The sequence below is a fragment of the Saprospira grandis str. Lewin genome, assembly GCF_000250635.1.
Taxonomy (GTDB): Bacteria; Bacteroidota; Bacteroidia; order Chitinophagales; family Saprospiraceae; genus Saprospira; species Saprospira grandis.
In genome coordinates this window covers 2371544-2390563 of record NC_016940.1, presented here as the reverse complement: position 1 = coordinate 2390563, position 19020 = coordinate 2371544, and the positions used below count along the sequence as shown (strand labels likewise).

The 19020-nt window shown below is 47.0% G+C and carries 18 protein-coding genes; 9 read left to right on the top strand and 9 right to left on the bottom strand.

All coding sequences use genetic code 11. The features are described 5' to 3' along the window. Positions 1 to 58: 58 nt before the first annotated feature. Entirely contained in the window at positions 59 to 1690 is a 1632-nt protein-coding gene (locus tag SGRA_RS10680) for a phospholipase D-like domain-containing protein (RefSeq protein ID WP_015692693.1), read from the bottom strand. A 317-nt stretch (positions 1691 to 2007) separates the two neighbouring features. Here SGRA_RS10680 and SGRA_RS10670 point away from each other — a divergent pair, with 317 nt between their 5' ends. From SGRA_RS10670 to SGRA_RS10645, 5 genes are all read left to right on the top strand, one after another. Further along, positions 2008 to 2625 (top strand): HD domain-containing protein, encoded by a 618-nt coding sequence (locus SGRA_RS10670; RefSeq protein WP_245538539.1) that lies wholly within the window; start codon positions 2008 to 2010, stop codon positions 2623 to 2625. Continuing rightward, complete coding sequence (aroC, locus tag SGRA_RS10665) at positions 2612 to 3688, top strand: chorismate synthase (RefSeq protein ID WP_015692690.1); 1077 nt, start codon at positions 2612 to 2614, stop codon at positions 3686 to 3688. The genes SGRA_RS10670 and aroC overlap by 14 nt, the downstream gene beginning before the upstream one ends. Before the next feature lie 2 nt (positions 3689 to 3690). Then, positions 3691 to 3972, top strand: a complete 282-nt coding sequence (locus SGRA_RS10660) for a DUF1294 domain-containing protein (protein WP_015692689.1) — start codon at positions 3691 to 3693, stop codon at positions 3970 to 3972. Between the two features lie 754 nt (positions 3973 to 4726). After that, positions 4727 to 4966 carry a hypothetical protein gene (locus SGRA_RS10650; RefSeq protein ID WP_015692686.1) on the top strand — a complete coding sequence of 80 codons (240 nt, stop codon included), beginning with the start codon at positions 4727 to 4729 and terminating at the stop codon, positions 4964 to 4966. 33 nt (positions 4967 to 4999) lie between these two features. Continuing rightward, positions 5000 to 5467 (top strand): hypothetical protein, encoded by a 468-nt coding sequence (locus SGRA_RS10645; RefSeq protein ID WP_015692685.1) that lies wholly within the window; start codon positions 5000 to 5002, stop codon positions 5465 to 5467. 71 nt (positions 5468 to 5538) lie between these two features. Here the strand turns inward: SGRA_RS10645 and atpG are convergent, their stop codons facing one another. The 6 genes from atpG to atpB all read right to left on the bottom strand — a co-directional run bounded on the left by atpG (position 5539) and on the right by atpB (position 10861). Next, positions 5539 to 6444 carry an ATP synthase F1 subunit gamma gene (atpG, locus tag SGRA_RS10640; RefSeq protein WP_015692684.1) on the bottom strand — a complete coding sequence of 302 codons (906 nt, stop codon included), beginning with the start codon at positions 6442 to 6444 and terminating at the stop codon, positions 5539 to 5541. 79 nt (positions 6445 to 6523) lie between these two features. Next, the gene (gene atpA / locus SGRA_RS10635; RefSeq protein WP_015692683.1) at positions 6524 to 8128 is read right to left on the bottom strand and encodes a F0F1 ATP synthase subunit alpha; all 1605 of its coding nucleotides are present in this window, start codon (positions 8126 to 8128) and stop codon (positions 6524 to 6526) included. A gap of 4 nt (positions 8129 to 8132) precedes the next feature. Then, positions 8133 to 8693 carry an ATP synthase F1 subunit delta gene (atpH, locus tag SGRA_RS10630; protein ID WP_015692682.1) on the bottom strand — a complete coding sequence of 187 codons (561 nt, stop codon included), beginning with the start codon at positions 8691 to 8693 and terminating at the stop codon, positions 8133 to 8135. A gap of 28 nt (positions 8694 to 8721) precedes the next feature. After that, a complete protein-coding gene (atpF, locus tag SGRA_RS10625; RefSeq protein WP_015692681.1) occupies positions 8722 to 9243 on the bottom strand; it encodes a F0F1 ATP synthase subunit B in 522 nt (173 codons plus the stop codon). A gap of 102 nt (positions 9244 to 9345) precedes the next feature. Further along, the gene (atpE, locus tag SGRA_RS10620; RefSeq protein ID WP_015692680.1) at positions 9346 to 9540 is read right to left on the bottom strand and encodes an ATP synthase F0 subunit C; all 195 of its coding nucleotides are present in this window, start codon (positions 9538 to 9540) and stop codon (positions 9346 to 9348) included. A gap of 55 nt (positions 9541 to 9595) precedes the next feature. Beyond that, positions 9596 to 10861 carry a F0F1 ATP synthase subunit A gene (gene atpB / locus SGRA_RS10615; protein ID WP_015692679.1) on the bottom strand — a complete coding sequence of 422 codons (1266 nt, stop codon included), beginning with the start codon at positions 10859 to 10861 and terminating at the stop codon, positions 9596 to 9598. Positions 10862 to 11402: 541 nt separating this feature from the next. Between atpB and SGRA_RS10605 the strand changes: the two genes are divergently transcribed. Then, positions 11403 to 11849, top strand: coding sequence for a hypothetical protein (locus SGRA_RS10605; RefSeq protein ID WP_015692677.1), 447 nt, complete (start codon positions 11403 to 11405; stop codon positions 11847 to 11849). Here the strand turns inward: SGRA_RS10605 and SGRA_RS10600 are convergent. After that, positions 11846 to 12841: a calcium/sodium antiporter gene (locus SGRA_RS10600; RefSeq protein WP_015692676.1), complete on the bottom strand. Its 996-nt coding sequence runs from the start codon at positions 12839 to 12841 to the stop codon at positions 11846 to 11848. The genes SGRA_RS10605 and SGRA_RS10600 overlap by 4 nt on opposite strands. A gap of 536 nt (positions 12842 to 13377) precedes the next feature. Then, complete coding sequence (locus SGRA_RS10595; RefSeq protein ID WP_015692675.1) at positions 13378 to 14466, bottom strand: branched-chain amino acid aminotransferase; 1089 nt, start codon at positions 14464 to 14466, stop codon at positions 13378 to 13380. Positions 14467 to 14885: 419 nt separating this feature from the next. Here SGRA_RS10595 and SGRA_RS10590 point away from each other — a divergent pair, with 419 nt between their 5' ends. The 3 genes from SGRA_RS10590 to SGRA_RS10580 all read left to right on the top strand — a co-directional run bounded on the left by SGRA_RS10590 (position 14886) and on the right by SGRA_RS10580 (position 18418). Continuing rightward, the gene (locus tag SGRA_RS10590) at positions 14886 to 15308 is read left to right on the top strand and encodes a DNA polymerase III subunit psi (protein WP_015692674.1); all 423 of its coding nucleotides are present in this window, start codon (positions 14886 to 14888) and stop codon (positions 15306 to 15308) included. Between the two features lie 11 nt (positions 15309 to 15319). Further along, positions 15320 to 15907: an RdgB/HAM1 family non-canonical purine NTP pyrophosphatase gene (gene rdgB / locus SGRA_RS10585; protein ID WP_015692673.1), complete on the top strand. Its 588-nt coding sequence runs from the start codon at positions 15320 to 15322 to the stop codon at positions 15905 to 15907. A gap of 204 nt (positions 15908 to 16111) precedes the next feature. Beyond that, a complete protein-coding gene (locus SGRA_RS10580; protein WP_187288168.1) occupies positions 16112 to 18418 on the top strand; it encodes a thioredoxin domain-containing protein in 2307 nt (768 codons plus the stop codon). The last annotated feature ends 602 nt before the right edge of the window (positions 18419 to 19020 follow it).

Sequence of the window (19020 nt, the reverse complement as noted above, 5' to 3'; positions counted from 1 at the left end):
TAGCGGCCAACTCTTTAAGAAGAGTTGGCCGCTTATTTATTATTAGCTAAGCAAAGGCTTAAAACAACTGAATGAGTTGTCGGCCCCAAGCTTGGCCTTCCTTATAGAGGACCAAATAGTAGCTTCCTTTGGGCAGTTGATTTAGGCTTAGCTGCGCCTGCTGTCCTTGAATTTGGCCACTTAGAACGCTTTGGCCCAAGCTATTGAGCAGCTGATAATCTAATACTTGCTCTTGATCCAACTCAATTTGAATTTGGCCTTGGCTAGGATTGGGATATACCTTGAAGCTCTCTAGTTCTGTTTGCCAAACCGAAACAGCGGGATCATATTGGCAGTTGCTGCTTCCTTCATTGGCACAATAGCGAGCCGAAAACTCTTGTAGGTACCAGTTGGCAATTTCAGCATCATGGATAATGAGGGTGTTTTCATCATTGACATCCTCGGCCCCCTGCGACCAGTTATGCGAGCCCGTAACCACCTGAGGGTCCGAGTTGGGGGTGTTGGCATCAATAATTGCATATTTGTGGTGGATATCATGAGGCTGATTATCTGCATAAACATCTACGCCAGCAGCATTGAGGTCATTGTAATCACTGCCCAAATCGCCAATATTTTCAATGATTCCAGCTACTTGCTCTCCAGACTGTTGACGGTCCAAAACGGCATCTCTCAACTCATTGTTGGTAAAGGTGAGTAGGGCAAAAGAAACATCTCCACCCGCAGAAAGTACAGCATTTTTAATGGCCGTGGTGGTATTATCGCTAGGCGAAAAATACTGCTCGACCAACTTGCCGCCAATCATGAACAAATGCGGCGTATTATCGGCTTTTTGACCGCCTACACGGCTAGCCACCACATCAAAGGTAGTTGTCGTGCTACCCCACATCTCATTAAATTCAATGCTGTAAGCTTTGGCCAAAGTTTGATCTTGGACCAAAACGACATTATTAAAATCGTCATAGATATTTCCAGACGTCAAGTTCATCGAGCCGGTCCAAACGTAGCTATCATAGACAGAGCCCGCATCAAAAACGAGAAATTTATTGTGCATCAGGCCAGTATTATTCACTTCCTCATAAGGAAAGTTGGCATTGCTCAACGCACTGTTAGAGGTCCCATCATTGGCAATATAGCGCACCACAACGCCTCTAGTTTGGGCGTTGTTTAGGGCCGTTACAATGTTCGCTTGGTTGATATTATAGGCGGCCACATCAATGCTCGTTTGGGCACTATCAATTCGCTTAATGAGCTCGGCAACAATAGCCGCCGAAGAGTTGTTGATATGCGGATAGGTCCCATTAGATACGTTCACATCAATGCTCTTATTAAAGAAGATTTTGATCTGCCCAGTAGAGTTAGAAGCCGTGGCCATAATGGCCGTTTTGGTCGAGGGAATGGTGTCGCCATTCCGAATCAGGCTAGGGCGAACATAATAGACCTCTGCAGCCTGTAGGCCCGAAAGCGCTACTTGGTGGCTGCTCGCATTGGGACCAGCAGCAGAAAAACCCATTTCTAGGCTAGGCGTTAGCCCATACTCCAAAATTCCCTCCCCCGGCTGAGAGGTATTGTAGCTAACGGTAAATCCAGAATTGCTGATATTGGATTGTACGGCTTCGCCAAAAATGACAAACTGAGCCGAAGCCCAAGGCGCAAAAGCCAGTACAAAAAGAATAGGTAGTAATGTTTTCATAAGTAGTGTTGGTTTTAAATATCGATTGGAAAGCTACAGCTATTTGTAGGGCCAAACAAAAGCCGCTCTTGTTTTTTTGTATTTTTTTGGGGCCTCAGCTGCGCTGCGCTACGTTCCGGGGCTCGCTATTCGCTCGGCCCTTCGCCAGCAAGCTGGCTCGGTCTGGCCTTCGGCCACCCCTCCACATCGCTAGGCCAAACGCTCGACAAAGGCTGCCCAAGGGCAGCAAAAGCTATCTGGACCAAAAATAATCTCGCCCCAATAACGCTCTGCTTAGCGAAAAGGCTTGATTTTGCCAGAAGTTTACTAACTTTCAATTGTTCTTCCGTAATTTTGATGCGGAGAACTTCATTAAGGACCTAAAGATAGAAAATATGCCAACGCCTGTAGATGTTTATCGTAGAGCTTTAGATTTTGCCGCTCGCGCTCATGCCGGGCAAAAAATGTCGGGTAGTGAATTGCCCTATTTACTACACCTTGCTCATGTTGGAGCCGAAATTAACTTTGCCCTAGAAAATGAGGCAGAAGGTTTTGACGAAAACCTCTGCTTGCAGGTAGGCATCCTGCATGATGTTTTAGAAGATACCGATATCCTGCCCGAAGAACTCGCCCGCGAGTTTGGCGAGGAGGTCTGCGCCGCCGTACAAACCCTAAGCAAAAATAAAAAGCTGCCCAAGGCACAACAAATGGCAGACTCCCTAAACCGCATCAAGGCCAACTCTAAAGAAGCTTGTTTGGTCAAATTGGCCGACCGCCTAGTGAATATGAGTCCTCCCCCTCATTATTGGAGCGCCGAAAGAAGAAAGGCCTATCAAGAAGATGCCCGAATGATTTTAGAGGTTCTGGGCGGCACTCACGCCTATCTGGAGGCCCGCTTGGCCCAAAAAATTGAAGATTACTCTAGCTATATCGAGGAGGAAGATGGCGGGCAATAGTTTTGGACGAATTTTTAGAATTAGTACCTATGGGGAGTCTCATGGGGCTGGAATTGGGGTCATCATTGACGGCTGCCCAGCTGGCCTTTTGCTAGATCTAGACCTCATACGCCGCGATTTGGCCCGCAGACGACCCGGCCAATCGGCTATTGTTACTCAACGCCAAGAAACCGAAGAATTTCAGATTTTATCTGGCCTTTTTGAGGGCCAAACAACGGGCACGCCCCTGCATATTTTTATCCCCAACCAAAATGCTAAGTCTAAGGATTATAGCGGCTGGGCCGAGCTTTATCGCCCCTCTCATGCCGACTATAGCTATACCGCAAAATATGGCATCCGAGATTACCGCGGTGGGGGCCGCTCTTCTGCCAGAGAAACTGCCGCAAGGGTAGCCGCTGGAGCCGTCGCTCGGCAGATTTTGGCCCAATATGACATGAAGATTTGGGCCTATGTAAAAGCAGTAGGCGAACTAGAATGTACTCGCCCTTACTGGGAACTAGACCCCACTGAGGTAGAACGAAATCCCGTTCGAGCAGCAGAACCAAAAACAGCCCAAGCCATGGAAGCCCTCATCCGAGAGGTCCGAAAAGCCGGCGATAGTATCGGGGGCCAAATTACACTGGTCATAGAAGGCGTTCCCCCAGGCCTAGGCGAGCCCGTTTTTGACCGCCTCCAAGCCGATTTGGCCAAGGCGATGCTCAGCATTAACGCCTGTAAGGGCTTTGAATATGGCTCTGGCTTTGCCGGGACCAAAATGCGCGGTAGCCAACATAACGACCCCTTTGTCCTGGAAGATGGACAGGTCAAAACCACCACTAATTATTCTGGCGGAATTCAGGGCGGAATTTCTAATGGAATGGATATTTATTGCAATTTGGCCTTTAAACCTGTGGCCACCCTTATGCAAGCTCAACAGACCATTAACCAAAAGGGCGAGCCAGTTACTTTAGCTGGAAAGGGACGCCATGACCCCTGCGTGCTCCCTCGGGCCGTCCCCATTGTAGAGGCCATGGCGGCTTTGGTTATTTTGGACCACTATTTTATTCATCAGTCTCGCCTTTAGCTATGCTTTTACTTATCCTCCTCCCCATTAGCCTAAATATTTATGCCCTAATACAAATGTATTGGGATAAACGACAGGCCAAAAAAGACGCTTGGCGAGTCCCCGAAAAACAACTCTTGCGCCTAGGTTTTTTGGGCGGTAGCTTGGGTATTTTAGTGGGCATTTATTGGTTTCGACACAAAACCCAAAAACGCTCCTTTCTCTGGCGGGCTTGGGCCGCCTTTCTCTTGCATCTGCTTTTGTTGGGCTTCTTTTTATACTACTTCTATGGCTTAGAATTTTAGGGCTAGGGAAGTTATCTAATCTTTGAGATTGTATTTTTTTGGGGCTTTCCCGCCCTTCAGGCGGGCCGGGCTGTGTCGGGGCTCGCAGGTCTGCTCGGCCCTGCGTCGCTTCGCTCCTTGGTCTGCGGCTTCGCCGCCCCCCTATCCATCCCTAAGCCTGCGGGCCTTCGGGCCTGTAGGGTGGATATATACCTGTGGGTTGAAACCCACAGCCAGACAACAATCCCATTCTACATCTATAGTGTGGAAAGGATTAAAATCCTCTACCACTTTGAACAAGGGTTGTTTTTTCTTGGAGCTAAATTTTTTTCCATTTTCCAGCAAACAAGGGCTTTAGTCCGCCAGTTTGCATAGACCCACAACCATGGGCTTCAGCCCATGGCCCCAAAACTGCCGAAGAAGAAGACCAAAAGAAAAAAAGACAGATGAGCGGCCCAGCGCTGCGGAGGGGGGGCCGCAGGCCAGACCCAAGCCGCCGCAGGCGGCTGCAGGGCCGAACAGACCTGTGAGCCCCGCAGCATAGCGGCGGCCAGCAAAGCTGGCCGCGGGCCCCCAAAAAACAAAAAGAAAAAGCAAAAGAAGATGGGATCCTAGGATTTTGTAAAAAAGAGGAAAGCCAACTGTAGAAAGGTAGTAAAACAGGGCCTTGCGCTTGTATATCTGATATTTTATCTTAAATTTGTATAGGCTCAAAAAGCTTTTTAGCAAGCAGTTTGAGTCTATTCACGAATCATTTTATCAAAAGTACAAGATCATGAAAAAACTAATTGTAGGCGCTTTGAGCCTAGGCCTTATGGCCTTTTCTGTCGTTAGCTGCGGCGGCGGAGCTTCTAGCGAGGCGGATATTGCCAAGAAAGCGGAAGAAAAACTAAAAACAGAAGAAGCTACCCTAATGGAAGAAGCCACTAAAAAGTGCGACGAATTGGTAGCGGCTAAAAAAGACTCTATTGCTCAGGCTATGGCAGAGCAAGCAGATGGAGAGGCTGAGCAGTAATTTTATTTTGACTTTTATAAAACCGATATAGTTATGAAAAAGCAACTATTGTTTGCAGGTGCCTTTTGCCTAGGGTTGGGTGCCTTTGGTTTGCTATCTTCTTTTGATGATGGTGAGCAGGCGAAAATTGACGCCAAATATGAAGAGCTAAAGACCAAATTCATGGAAGAGCAGATGCAGAAATGCCAAGAAACTGCTGATGAAGAGGCTATGCGTTTGTACAAAGAAGAGAATCCTGATGCTCCTGTGGAGGAGACGGTAAAGAGTGGTGGAAACAGCACACGTCCTGTTGCGCCTAGCTCTGGATCTGCTACCTCTGGTAGCGAGGGTTCATCTACCACTCCTGCTGAAGAAGCTACTTCTGGTGGAGCCACTAAAGATCCTCAGAAGGGTCGTGGTGGAGCAACGACCAAAGGTGATGCTGATGCACAGAAGAAGCGTGGTGGAGCAACGAATACCAATGATGCCGCTTCACAGAAGCGTCGTCCTGGTGCAAACTAGAACCAAGCTAGTGAAATAAAAAAAGGAAGCCAATCGGCTTCCTTTTTTTGTTTGTATATCTCTCTTTTGGCCTATTGGCTTTCGAGAGCGGCGGCACCGCCCACAATTTCTCCCAACTCGGTAGTAATTGCTTCTTGGCGGGCTTTGTTATAGTTAATTTTGAGTTCACGCAAGAGCTCATCGGCATTTTCAGAAGCTTTATCCATAGCCGTCATACGGGCACCATGCTCAGAGGCATTAGAGTCTAAGATAGTTTTGTGAAACTGCGTTTTGAGGATAGTAGGCGTGAGGTATTCGAGTAGGTCCTCTTTAGGGGGCTCAAAGATAAAGTCTACAGAAAAGTCTTCTTGACCTTCTGGGGCTTCTGCTTTGGCGATAGGGAGGAACTGTTCTACTTCAAACTCTTGCATAGCGGCATTGCGGAACTTAGCGTAGACGATATCAATAGCGTCATAGTCTGCGTCTAGATACTGCTGCATAAGCATTTCGGCGATAGGCATAGAATCTTGAGAAGAGAAATCTTTGCCTACGATTTCGAGATAATCCGTAATCAAAGTAGCCTTAGTGTAGGTCTTTTTGAGGATATCGTATGCTTTTTTACCGATAAAGAGCATAGAAACGTTGCCGGCTTCATATTGCTTGTGGTATTTTCCTCCTTCTTCTAGCAGGCCGATCACCTGTTTGATTACATTAGAGTTATAGGCACCACAAAGGCCACGGTTAGAGCTAATCACCACTAGGCAGACCTTATTGATTTGGCGTTCATTAGAGTAGCCAGACTCATCTGCTCCTTCTTCAATAGTGAGCATAATGTTAGACAAAATGCTATTGAGTTTTTCTGAGTAAGGGCGCAATTGCGTGATAGCTTGTTGGGCACGACGCAACTTAGAGGCCGCTACCAGCTTCATCGCTTTGGTAATTTGCTGCGTAGAGTTTACCGACTGAATGCGGTCACGTACTTCTTTAAGGTTGGCCATTTCGAGACATCTAGATGGTGAAAATAAGAAAAGAAGGGTTTGGGCTAGCGGGGCTAGCCCAAATCCTCAGAGTATATGATTAAGCGAACTGCTGCGTCATTTCGGCGGCAAGTGCTTCGATCTTAGCGAGATCTTCTTTGTTGTACTTTTTGTTGCGGAAAGCGGTAAGTACATCGGGTAGGCGGCGATCGAGTTCGATCAAGAACAGGCGTTCAAATTCTTTAACGCGATCGACGGGAACGTTACGCAAAAGGCCCTTAGTACCACAGTAGATAATGGCTACTTGCTTCTCTACAGAAACGGGAGAATACTGAGGTTGCTTTAGGATTTCTACGTTACGGGCACCTTTATCGAGAACGAGCTTAGTGGCGGCATCGAGGTCAGAGCCAAACTTGGCAAAAGCCTCCAATTCGCGGTACTGAGCTTGGTCCAACTTAAGGGTACCAGATACCTTTTTCATGGGTTTGATCTGAGCAGACCCCCCTACGCGAGATACAGACACCCCTACGTTAATAGCGGGACGCACACCGGCGTTGAAAAGGTTAGACTCTAGGAAGATCTGACCATCGGTAATAGAAATTACGTTCGTTGGGATATAAGCAGAAACGTCGGCTGCTTGTGTCTCGATGATAGGAAGAGCCGTAAGAGATCCACCACCTTTCACGATAGGATTACCTTGAGCATCCTTAGCGTTTTTGAGTGAATCGGGCAAATCGTTCATTTCGCGAGCGATCTCATCATTGTTGATTACTTTGGCTGCGCGTTCTAGCAAACGAGAGTGAAGGTAGAAAACGTCACCGGGATAAGCCTCACGTCCGGGAGGACGGCGTAGGAGTAGAGATACCTCACGGTAGGCTACCGCCTGCTTAGACAAATCATCATAAACGATAAGAGCGGGGCGTCCTGTATCGCGGAAGAACTCACCTACAGCGGCACCAGCAAAGGGAGCGTAGAACTGAAGGGGAGCAGGATCAGAAGCTGCTGCAGAAACGATTACGGTATAAGGAAGAGCGCCATTTTCTTCTAGTGTTTTAGCTACCATAGCTACAGTAGAAGCCTTTTGACCTACGGCAACGTAGATACAGTATACGGGCTCATTGCGATCGTAAAATTCTTTTTGGTTGAGGATCGTATCGATAGCGATAGCGGTTTTACCCGTTTGGCGGTCACCGATAATCAACTCACGTTGTCCACGTCCGATTGGAATCATGGCATCGATAGCTTTGATTCCTGTTTGGAGCGGTTCGTTTACAGGCTGACGATAAATTACACCAGGAGCTTTACGCTCTAGGGGCATAGCGTAGCGTTCTCCTGTGATAGCGCCACGTCCGTCTAGGGGTTGGCCCAAAGGATTGATTACGCGGCCAAGCATACCTTCTCCTACATCGATAGAAGCGATACGGCCAGTACGTTTTACTTTGTCTCCCTCTTTAATCTTTTCAGAAGGACCCATAAGTACAACCCCTACGTTATCTTCTTCCAAGTTAAGGGCGATAGCTTGAACCCCTTTATCTTTGAATTCGACCAATTCACCGGCCGCTACATTTGTTAAACCATAGATACGGGCGATACCATCACCCACTTCCAATACGGTACCTTCTTCTTCGAGCGTTGCACCGGCGCCAAAACCAGTAATTTGCTCTTTCAATATTGCGGAGATTTCGTCCGGTCTTACGTCAACCATATCTTTAAATATTTTTAGTATAGAGGTTTTGACTAAATTTGGTTCTCAGCTCAGAGAGCTTTTGCGCCACAGAGGCATTATATACTTTATCATTAAACTCGAGCACAAATCCAGCAACAAGGCTAGGATCTACAGCCACCTCTAGTTCAATATCTTTTTTGATTAGGCCTTTTTCTTGAAAGCCAGCCAAAATATTGTCAATAGCGGCTTGGCTAACGGCAGTGGCCGTGGTCAGTTTAACGATAGAAACCTCTTTATACTCAGTGTAGAGGTTGTGGAAGAAGTGGCAGAAAGCGCTAAGGTAGCGTTCTCTTTTGTGTTCAGCCATGACCATCAGAGTATTGAGGGCCAGAGGGTGAATTTTCCCTTTGAACACGGCTTCGAAGATGTTTTCTTTTTTCTCGGTAGAGATCAGTGGATTTCTCATGACTGCCTCAAAATCGGGCAATTCTACCACCTGCTCAATACTTTTTACATCCTCATGAATTTGATCGAGTGCTTGCTCTTGTTGGGCCAAATCAAAGAGTGATTGGGCGTAGCGAGCGGCAATACGGCTAATAGACATAATAGCTAAAAGTTAGAGGAAGAAAAAATTAGTTGAGCTGAGCGAGGTCTGTATTTTTCAACTCAGTCACTTTAGACTGGATGAAATCCTCATGCTTGTTTTCTAGTTCGCGGCCAATGAGTTGTTCTGCAAGATGTACAGAAAGTTGACCGAGTTCGTTAAAGAGCTCCACCTCCAATTCTTTGCGGCGGTTCTCAATTTCTACTTTAGCGGCCTCAATCATCTGGCGGCTGCTTTGGTCTGCTTTAGCTTTGGCTTCTTCTACAATTTGCTCGCGAGCGGCCTCAGCATCAGCAATAATTTTCAAGCGCTCTTCACGAGCTTTTTTCAACAATACGTCATGCTCAGATTTTAGTTGAGCCATTTCTTCACGAGCCAATTTGGCCTGATCTAGAGCCGACTGGATATCGGTTTCACGATCTTTAAGCGCATTCTTGATACTCTTGAAAAAGCGGCCGATTACCAACCATACCAAGATAAAGATGATGCTGGTCCAGAACAACAAGCCGAAGCTTGGATTCATCACAGAGAAGTCTGCTAGATAAAGCATAAGGCAGAGTATATATGTGTATTATAATAAATAGTATAAATTCTAAAAGAAAAGAAGCTGCTCGACAACCAATCGTTGCCGAGTCAGCTTGAAGAGTTAAAATTACTCTTTGATCAAAGCTACTACGATAGCAAAGAGGGCAGCACCCTCAACAAGAGCAGCAGCGATAATCATACTTGTACGGATGTCACCAGCCGCCTTAGGTTGACGTGAAATACCTTCCATGGCTTTACCGCCAATTTGTCCAATTCCAAGGCCTGCGCCGATAACAGCTAGTCCAGCTCCAAGAGGTCCCATAATAAGTAATGATTAAAGAATGAAAAAAATATAAATAATAATCGTTAGTCGAAATCTAGTGTGCTTCTTCATGATGGTGCTCTTCTACAGCTGCACCGATATAAATAGAAGAAAGCAAGGTAAAGATGAAGGCTTGCAAGAAAGCTACAAAGAGCTCCAAGAAGTTCATGGCAAATACAAAAGGAACAGCAATCGCTCCACCTCCCACGGCACCGCCTGTGTTTTCGCCTCCATTAGAAAAGATGAAAATCAAGCTAACCAATGAAAGGATGATAATGTGACCCGCCGTAATGTTTGCAAACAAACGAATCAAGAGCGTAATTGGCTTAATAAACAAACCCACCACCTCAATTGGGGTCAACAAAATCAAGATGGGAAGAGGTACACCAGGCATAGCAAAAACGTGGCGCCAGTAGTGGCCATTTCCGCTAATATTAGTGACCAAGAAAGTGAAGGCGGCGAGTACCAAAGTAACGCCCAAGTTTCCAGTAATGTTGGCACTTCCAGGGAAGAAAGGAATGAGGCCCAACAAGTTAGAGAACAAGATAAAGAAAAATAGCGACATCAAGAAGGGGAAGAATTTCTCCCATTTGTGGCCAATTGCAGGCTCAATCACTTCGTCGCGCATAAATACAAAGATAGGCTCTAGCAAAGACTGAAGGCCTTTGGGCGCTTTTCCTTGATTCTTTTTATAAGCTTTGGCTACTGAGCTAAAGATGAGCACCAATAGCAAGAAGGCCAAAAACATAGAAAATACATTCTTCGTTACCGAGAAATCATACCAGCTAGTCATGGCTTGTAGCTTGCTAGCCGACTCTAGCTCATAGGTTTTTCCATCATGCGTAATCTGGTGCATCACATGCACTTCATCACGATCATGGCCACCCTCTGTATGCACGCCATGCTCATCGACCACCTGCTTGTCGCCATGAGCATCGCTATGGCCAGGCATGGGCTGATCTGAATGTGCATCGGCATGTCCATCTGTCTTTAGTTCTACAACACCAGCAGGAAAATCTCCCTTGATGCGCATCAACTCATCATGATACAAGACATAACCATCAATGGCTTTGCTGCTCATATGATTGGCATGGCTATACTCAAAAGCAGAAGATAGGCTAAAGAACAAACCCGCATCGCTATAAGCGATACAAGGCAAAGGCAAATACATATCACCTACAATGTGAAATTGATGTGCGTCGCCAATGTGGTGCATGACCGCCTCAATGGGGTCATCGCCCCCAGAAGCATAAGCCTGATTCTGACCTACAAAAAGGCCCAAAATCGCAATTACTAGAAGGCTATAAATTTTCTTAAGCATGCTGTTTAGCTTATGATGGTTTTCTTAAATTCGCTGCAAAGATATGCAGTTTCGCCACCTATGCAAAGGAATTTTATTTTTTTTGCCCCCTAGTTTCTAGGCCGCAGTTGCTTCAATTAGAAGCTTTTAGCAGTAAAATGATAGCTTTACTCTCTTTTATATAAGAAAAGGCCCCTTTGCCCAAAATTTAATTTCTTTTGGCGGGTTTTAACTATCGTTAAATTTTGTTTAGAAGAATTCTTTTTTAGTTCCCTTTTACGGTCTTTTTGTCCTGCTTTTTTTCTGCGGTGGACAGGGCGCGAAGCGCCCGCAGGCTGAGCTGCCGAAGCAGGGCCGCCAAAGGCGGCAGACCCAAGCCCGAAGGGCTGCAGGGCCGAGCAAGCCTGCGAGCTGCAAAGTGGAGCGACCCGACCAAAGGGAGGGGCAGCCCCAAAGGGGCGCCAGTTCGACAACCGAAGGGCGTAGCGGCAGCCCCAAAAAAATATGCGTCCCTAAATGTTCCAACAACTTCTTAACTTAGCCCTACATTAAATCCAGTTTTATGCATTTTAAGATTTTTGGGCCTAGCCTCTTGGCCTGCCTGCTGCTTTTTGCCTGCCATAAAGGCCCCAATTGGGACCGCCTAGAGTATTATAATGGCAACCCTAGCCTCCCTCCCCCCTACCAGCAGTCGGTGCGGATGAAGTTGGATAGCCAGGGCCTGCAAATTGTCCGTAAATCGGCCAACCAACAGGAAGAGCTCCTGGCCCAAGGCCCCAGTAAATTGGGCCCCAAAGCCCCTAGGCCCCAAACAAAAGAACTGCCGCCCCCTATGCCAGGAGCGCCAGTTTCTTCTATGGCCTTTTATCAAGGCGATTCTCTTGTTTTTTCTGCCCATTGGCAGGCCCATCAACTGAATAATAAGGCCCTAAAACGCTGGGAAAAACGACTTTGGCGCTGGGCCAAAAAAGAATATCCCGGCATCGATAGCCTTTGGCAAAAACCCTAGCCTACAGGAGCTACGCCTGGGTCATTGACGATGATATAGGCAAAGTATCCAATGATTGCAACCAATAAAAGGGCCGCCTCCCAGCGGTCTAGGGTATAGAGGCTTTCTTTGCGCAAAGTACCCACAAAAAAGAAGGCAAATAAGACAAAACTGACCGCCATTAGGAAGTATAAATCAAAGTTGATGGCTAGCTCGTAATTGGTGGGCATAATGGCCGCACTCGTGCCCAAAACCAAGAGTACATTAAAGATATTCGAGCCCACCACATTACCAATCGCAATATCAGAATTGCGTTTCATGGCCGCTACCACAGAGGTCGCTAGCTCGGGCAAGGAGGTCCCTACCGCCACAACGGTAAGCCCCACCAAACGCTCCGTCATACCGAAGGTCGTGGCTATTTCTTTGGCCGAACTGACCACCCAGTCTCCTCCAACAATAAGGCCCGCAATACCGCCCACAATAAAGATAGCCGATTTCCATGCAGGCAAAGGATCAATTGCCTCTACCTCATCGGGATTGTTTTTGGCAGAACGGAAAACATAGTACAAAAAGCCCGCAAATAGGCCCAATAAAATAAAGCCATCGATGCGGCTGAGCGTGCTTGTTTCGGCCCCCCAAAGCATGGCGTCATTAGATAAAATAAAGAGCAGGGGAATAATCAAAATTGATAAGGGCAACTCATATTTTACGGTGGTCGATTGCACCACTAAGGGCACAATTAGCCCCGCCACGCCCAAAATCAAACAGGTATTCGAGATATTACTCCCAATCACATTGGCAAAGACCAAACCCGTAGACCCCTTCATAGCAGAGCCCACACTAACCACCAACTCGGGTGCGGAGGTCCCCATAGACACCACCGTCAAACCAATAATAATATCCGGAATCCCAAAGCGCTTGGCCACCGCCGAAGCCCCATCTACCAGATAATCGGCTCCCTTGATGAGCAACACAAAGCCAATAATGAGAAAGAAAATTGTCATGAAATCCATACAGAATAGCAGTATCAATGAGTAATTGGCCCAAAAGGACCTAATGATGAAAATTTAGTTTTTTTATTTTTTTGGGGGCCTCCGCCTCGCTGCGCTCGTCGGCGCTACGTTTCGCAGCTCGCTGCTCGCTCGGCCCTGCGCGGGCTACGCCCGCTTGGTCTGGCCTGACGGCCACTGCTGCACATCGCTAGGCCGAATGGAAGTCCTGGCACTTCGGCCATTCTTTGATTAGAATTTCAGGCTAGTCAAGGCATTTTTTAAAGGCATAGCCTTAGCTATGGGGGAGAAAAATAACGCAGAATAGCAGGAAATTAAATCAAAGGATAGAAGTAACAGGGCTTCTATTTGGCCTTTAGCCTGCAGACGGCTTCGCCGCCTGCTCGCTCCAAAGCAAGATGCTACAAAAATAACTTTTTATCTAGGCCCTTAAAGGAATGCCCCTTTTTTTTTAAGTCAACAATGCAGTTTGGCCCAAAACAAAAAGCTGCTTCCCTAAAATAGAGAAGCAGCTTTGCTCTACTAAAAACTGACTATACTTACTTAGACAGTTCTTTATTTGTCGTACGTACAGGCAGCAACCAATTAAAAGTATCTTCTACGGCGTCTACCTTATAATCTTGAATTAACTTTTTGGCCATGGGACCAACTTTGCGGCCCTGGATGGGAGACAACTCAAAGTTTTTGCCTTTGTAGCTAAAGTCGGAGATATGAGAAATGACCGCCGCTGTTCCAGAACCAAACATTTCGTCTAGTTTACCTGCTTGATGGGCCTCAATTACTTCTTGGATAGAAATATTGCGTTCCTCTACCTCAAAGCCTTTGTCCTTTAGCAAGTGAATCAAGCTATCGCGAGTAATGCCCGCCAAAATAGCATCTGTGGTAGGAGGCGTAATCACCTTACCATCAATGACCACAAAGATGTTCATGGTCCCACACTCTTGCAAATACTTAAACTCTTTACCGTCCAACCATAAAATCTGATCAAAGCCCTGCTCCTTAGCTTCTAGAGCGGGGGCCAAAGTAGCGGCATAATTGCCAGCAGCCTTTGCAAAGCCTACTCCACCAGGAAAAGCACGGACATATTTCTCGGCTACCTTAATTTTAACCGGCTTGGGGTAATAAGGCCCTACAGGGCAGCTCATAATCACAAAACGGTAAGTATCGCTAGCCCGAACACCCAAATAAGCATCTGTAGCAAACATATGCGGACGAAGATAAAGGGCCGATCCTTCTGATTGAGGAATAAAGTCACGATCCAAATCGACCAAACGATGTACCCCTTCTAAGAAAATTTCGGCGGGGATTTCTGGCATGGCCAAACGCTTAGCAGAACGATTGAGTCGCTCCACATGCAATTCGGGACGGAACAAAATTGGCTCTCCCGTTTTGGTTGATTTGTTCGCCTTCATCCCCTCAAAAATAGCCTGCCCATAATGCAAACCCATAATAGCAGGGCTCATAGGCATGGGGCCATAAGGAAGAATTCTACAATCGGTCCACTCGCCATCAATGTAGTCAGCCACAAACATATGATCTGACATCACACGACCAAAAATCAAATTATCAAAATCTACCTCGGCCAGACGAGATTGCTTCGTCAGCTCCACTGAAATTGGATATTTCATACTATATATATATTAGATGAGGTTAAAGATGATTGCCGCAGCCTTGCAAATAGTCCAAACTCTTCGGCTTTTTCCGTACTTTTGAACCCTAACAGAAAAAGAAATCTCCACGGAATAGCTTCCCACTACAATGCTTTACTTCCTCAGGACTAGCCTATGGCTTTCGGATCGTGAAGATACAAAAAATTCTGTTAACAGAAAACTATTAACATTTGTTTAGAATAAAAAACAAATAATAAGCTATATATAGGAATAATATTTTGTACAACCTTTTTATTGCTCCTGCATTATTTTGAAGTACTTCCAATTGACTGATAATATTTTAGGCCAATCAGACGGTTTATTATCTTTAGTTTCTTGGACAAAGAGGAAGATAAACAGCAATTAAAGGCCTATTCGCTTTCATAAAAGCCAATAAAATGAAGTTTAATTTAAATTTCTTTGAAACTGAACTCTATCAGATTCCTCAGCGGCCGCTTTCGCTAGCCGCCAATCAAAAAGCTTATGTTTTTTTGGCCCAAGAACATACGGCCGAGGAGCTCGATTTTTTGGCTAAGGTCATGCAGGCGGTGGGCTTATCTTTAGAGAAAGATGTAGAAGTTGTCCCCTGCCCCCCAAAGCAAAGTTTTCAGTTGCAGGAAAAGCCCCTAGCGCCCTGTTTTTTCTTTGGCCTCAGCACAGCGGTTTTGGGCTTGCGGCTCGAGCTGCCCCTCTATCAATTGGTCCATTATCAGGGCCTACAATTATTGCAGGGCATTAGCCTACAACAGATTGCCCTACAAAAGCAGCATAAACTGGCCCTTTGGCGGGCCTTACAAGATATTTTCCCTTCAGAAAAATAACGACAGAAGCAATGCAAAAGAAAAAGTTGGTCATGGCGACCGCCAATGCGGGCAAAATCCGTGAAATCAAGGCCCAGTTGGGCGAGCAATACGATTTTCTCTCTCTGCCCGATATTGGTTGCCTAGAAGATATTCCCGAAGAGCAAGATAGCCTGCAAGGCAATGCCCTACAAAAGGCCCAATACGTCTGGGACCACTATGGCTACCCCTGCTTTTCTGAAGATACGGGCCTAGAAGTAGCCGCCCTAAATGGCGCCCCCGGGGTATATACCGCCCGCTATGCTGGGCCACAAAAAAATCCCGATGATAATATGGATTTGCTACTAAAAGAATTGGCCCAGGCCCAAGATCGTAGTGCCCAATTTAGAACCGTCATCTGCCTCTATCTCGGTCCAGATGATATCCATTATTTTGAAGGTATCGCCCCCGGCAAAATTGCCCCCCAACGCCTAGGCGAAAAGGGCTTTGGCTATGATCCCATTTTTGTCCCCCAAGGACATGAACGCAGCTTTGCCCAAATGACCCTAGCAGAAAAACAAGAGCTTAGCCATAGAGGGCAGGCAGTTCGCCAACTGAGCCAGTTTTTGGCCCAACTATAAGGTACTATTGGATCTAGCAGGGCGCGAAGCGCCCCGGCTGAGGGATGGTAGGGGGTGGCCGAAGGCCAGACCGAGCTTTTTTGAGCAAAGCGAAAAAAAGCGATGGGCCGAGCGAATAGCGAGCCCCCGCACAGCCCGACCCGCCCGCAGGGCGGGGCAGCCCCAAATCAAAACAATTACCCGCTCATTCATAATTATATTCGTATGAAACTACTGATTTCTTGGAGCCTAGCGCTCTTTATGCTCTTTAGTGCCGGCCAAAGCTGGGCGCAGGGCATTAAATTCTCTGAAGGCCAATGGGCCGATATTCTGGCCAAGGCCAAAAAGGAAAAGAAAATGATCTTTGTGGATGCCTATGCCGTTTGGTGCGGCCCCTGCAAATGGATGGCTAAAAATAGCTTTCCCGATGAGGCCGTGGGCGAGCTCTTCAATGCCAAGTTTATCAACTATAAGTTTGATATGGAAAAGGGCGAAGGGCCCGAATTTGCCAAAACCCATAAGGTACGCGCCTACCCTACTCTGCTGTTTTTCTCTGCCGAAGGAGAGCTCGTTCATAAGGTAATGGGCGCCAAAGATGCCGAGGCCCTGCTAGAAGATGGCCAAGCCGCTATTGATCCCAAAAAACAACTCTATACTCTACAAAAGCAGTATCAGTCGAAAAAGGGATTGGGCAAAGGCGAAATGAAAAATTATTTGGATGCCCTGATGAATGGTGGCGATTATGCTGGCGCGCAGGAAGTGGCCCAAAAACAACTAGAAGAAGCAGAGGAAGTGAACTGGCCCCAAGAGGAAAACTTTAGCCTCATTGAAGAGCTCTTTGCCGACCAAAGCAGCCCCATCTACGATAAGGTATTGGCGAAGAAGGCCGACTTTGTAAAGGCTTTGGGCGAAGAGAAGGTAAATAATTACCTCAAGGCTGGACTAGAGGCGGGTATGCGCAAAATTGCCCAAGAACAGCAAGAAAAACCCTATCTCCTCTATAAGGAGCGGATCAAAAGCATTTTGGGCGAGAAAGAAGCCGCGGCCAGCATTTCACTTTTGGACCTACAGTATTATTTCCGTACGCCCCAACGCGATCAGTACCTACATGCCTACCTCAATGAGCATTGCGAAAACGCCCAAATGCTAAATAGCTACGCTTGGAGCTATTTTGAGCAAAAAGAAGAAGAAAAACTCTTGAGCATGGCCTATAGCTGGGCCAAAAAGTCGGTGGCCCTAGCCCCTGGCTTTGCCAATACGGACACAGAGGCTAATCTCGCCTTTAAGCTCAAGCGTTACGGAGAGGCCAAAAAGGCGGCCGAGAAGTCTATTGCCCTAGGCAAAGAAAATGGCGATGATGTCAGCGAAACCGAGGCCCTGCTCAAAAAGATTGAGGAAAAAATGCCCAAGTCTGCCAATGGCATCAACTTTACCGAAGGCAGCTGGGAGGAAATCAAGGCCCTAGCCCTCAAAGAAAACAAAATGATCTTTGTCGATGCCTATGCCGTTTGGTGCGGCCCCTGCAAATGGTTGAGCAAAAAGATATTTACCCAACCGCAGGTCGGCCAACACTTCGATGCCAACTATATTAGCTATAAGTTTGATATGGAAAAAGGCGAGGGCCCTGCCTTTGCCGAAAAACATGGGGTGCAAGCCTACCCCACCCTCCTATTCTTCTCTGCCGATGGCGAGCTGCTTCATAAAACAGTGGGCGCCCCCGATGCTCCACAACTTATTGCCGAAAGCCAGAAGGCTTTGGACCCCAACAAACAGCTCTTTAGCCTGAAAAAACGCTATGAAAAAGGCGACCGCCAGCCCGAGTTTTTACGCAATTATATCAAGGCTCTAGACGCAGCCTATGAAAGCAATGTAGAGGAGACCCGTCTTTATCTCGGTCTTATTCCAGAAGCCGAATGGAAGCAAAGCGAGCATTTTGAGATCATGATGCTTACTGAAGTGGGCTTTGAGCAAAAGTACTTTGACTATATTTTGGCCCACAAAGAAGAGTTTGTAGCAGAAAATGGCGAGGAAACCGTTGAAGAATACATGAAGGGCGCGCTCATGAGCCAAGTACATTTGGTTGGAGAGGCCCAAAACGGCAAAGGCACTAAAAGCCAGGAGTATAAGCAGCTGGTCAAAAACCTTAATGAGGGTCTTTCTAAGGATTTGGCTGCTTATTATACCGCTATGCTCAATACCATCATTCACAACGGGACCAAAAAAGAGTTTAAGTACCTAAATATCATGTTGCTCGAGCATTCGGATAGCTGGCAGGAGCTTAATGAGGTGGCTTGGAGCTATTTTCAGACAGAAGACAGCAAAAAGAAACTCAAAGCGGCCCTCAAATGGATCAACAAGTCTATTGAACTAGAGGAAAACTACTATAATGTAGATACCAAGGCCAATTTGCTCCATAAATTGGGCAAGAAGAAAGAGGCCCTTGCCACTGCCGAAAAGGCCGTAGAATTGGCCAAGGCGCAAGGCATGGAAGCCGAGGAAACCAAGGCCTTGATTGAAAAAATTAAGGGCTAGATCATCTGCCTTTTTAGCTACTGAGCAGCTTCTCCATTTTGGGGGAGCTGCTTTTTTTATGTTTTTTTCTGATGATTTGGGGCTGCCCCGCCCTGCGGGCGGGTCGGGCTGTGTCGGGGCTCGCAGGTCTGCTCGGCCCTGCGCTTTTTCGCTGCGCTCAAAAGCTGGGTCTGCGGCTTCGCCGCCCCCCTATCCATCCCTCAGCCGCGGGCCTTCGGCCCTTTTCTGCTCTGGGAAAGGGCTTCTTGTAAAATCCTTAAGCCCTTTAGGGGCAAATTCCTGCTTGATGCCTCTGGGGAATTGCTTTAGGCCCTTCTTGGTCCAAGCAAGCAGCTAAACGCTAGTTTAGCAAGCCTCGGATGATGCAAATACAGCCAAAATGGCCGCATCTTGTTTATTTGCAGTTGCAGAATGGGGAGATACAGTTGTTCAGAGCTAATCTGCAGTTGCAAAATGCCTTGGGCCTGGCGCCAGAGCTAATCTGCAGTTGCAAAACGTCTCTGGCGTGACGCCGGGGCTAATCTGCAGTTGCAAAACGCCTTGGGCCTGGCGCCAGAGCTAATCTGCAGTTGCAAAACACCTCTGGCGTGACGCCGGAGCTA

Bases quoted from the DNA above. Each gene is read 5' to 3' on its own strand.
- SGRA_RS10680 (WP_015692693.1), bottom strand. From the start codon at position 1,690: ATGAAAACATTACTACCTATTCTTTTTGTACTGGCTTTTGCGCCTTGG.
- aroC (WP_015692690.1), top strand. From the start codon at position 2,612: ATGGCGGGCAATAGTTTTGGACGAATTTTTAGAATTAGTACCTATGGG.
- SGRA_RS10660 (WP_015692689.1), top strand. From the start codon at position 3,691: ATGCTTTTACTTATCCTCCTCCCCATTAGCCTAAATATTTATGCCCTA.
- SGRA_RS10650 (WP_015692686.1), top strand. From the start codon at position 4,727: ATGAAAAAACTAATTGTAGGCGCTTTGAGCCTAGGCCTTATGGCCTTT.
- SGRA_RS10645 (WP_015692685.1), top strand. From the start codon at position 5,000: ATGAAAAAGCAACTATTGTTTGCAGGTGCCTTTTGCCTAGGGTTGGGT.
- atpG (WP_015692684.1), bottom strand. From the start codon at position 6,444: ATGGCCAACCTTAAAGAAGTACGTGACCGCATTCAGTCGGTAAACTCT.
- atpA (WP_015692683.1), bottom strand. From the start codon at position 8,128: ATGGTTGACGTAAGACCGGACGAAATCTCCGCAATATTGAAAGAGCAA.
- atpH (WP_015692682.1), bottom strand. From the start codon at position 8,693: ATGTCTATTAGCCGTATTGCCGCTCGCTACGCCCAATCACTCTTTGAT.
- atpF (WP_015692681.1), bottom strand. From the start codon at position 9,243: ATGCTTTATCTAGCAGACTTCTCTGTGATGAATCCAAGCTTCGGCTTG.
- atpE (WP_015692680.1), bottom strand. From the start codon at position 9,540: ATGGGACCTCTTGGAGCTGGACTAGCTGTTATCGGCGCAGGCCTTGGA.
- atpB (WP_015692679.1), bottom strand. From the start codon at position 10,861: ATGCTTAAGAAAATTTATAGCCTTCTAGTAATTGCGATTTTGGGCCTT.
- SGRA_RS10605 (WP_015692677.1), top strand. From the start codon at position 11,403: ATGCATTTTAAGATTTTTGGGCCTAGCCTCTTGGCCTGCCTGCTGCTT.
- SGRA_RS10600 (WP_015692676.1), bottom strand. From the start codon at position 12,841: ATGGATTTCATGACAATTTTCTTTCTCATTATTGGCTTTGTGTTGCTC.
- SGRA_RS10595 (WP_015692675.1), bottom strand. From the start codon at position 14,466: ATGAAATATCCAATTTCAGTGGAGCTGACGAAGCAATCTCGTCTGGCC.
- SGRA_RS10590 (WP_015692674.1), top strand. From the start codon at position 14,886: ATGAAGTTTAATTTAAATTTCTTTGAAACTGAACTCTATCAGATTCCT.
- rdgB (WP_015692673.1), top strand. From the start codon at position 15,320: ATGCAAAAGAAAAAGTTGGTCATGGCGACCGCCAATGCGGGCAAAATC.
- SGRA_RS10580 (WP_187288168.1), top strand. From the start codon at position 16,112: ATGAAACTACTGATTTCTTGGAGCCTAGCGCTCTTTATGCTCTTTAGT.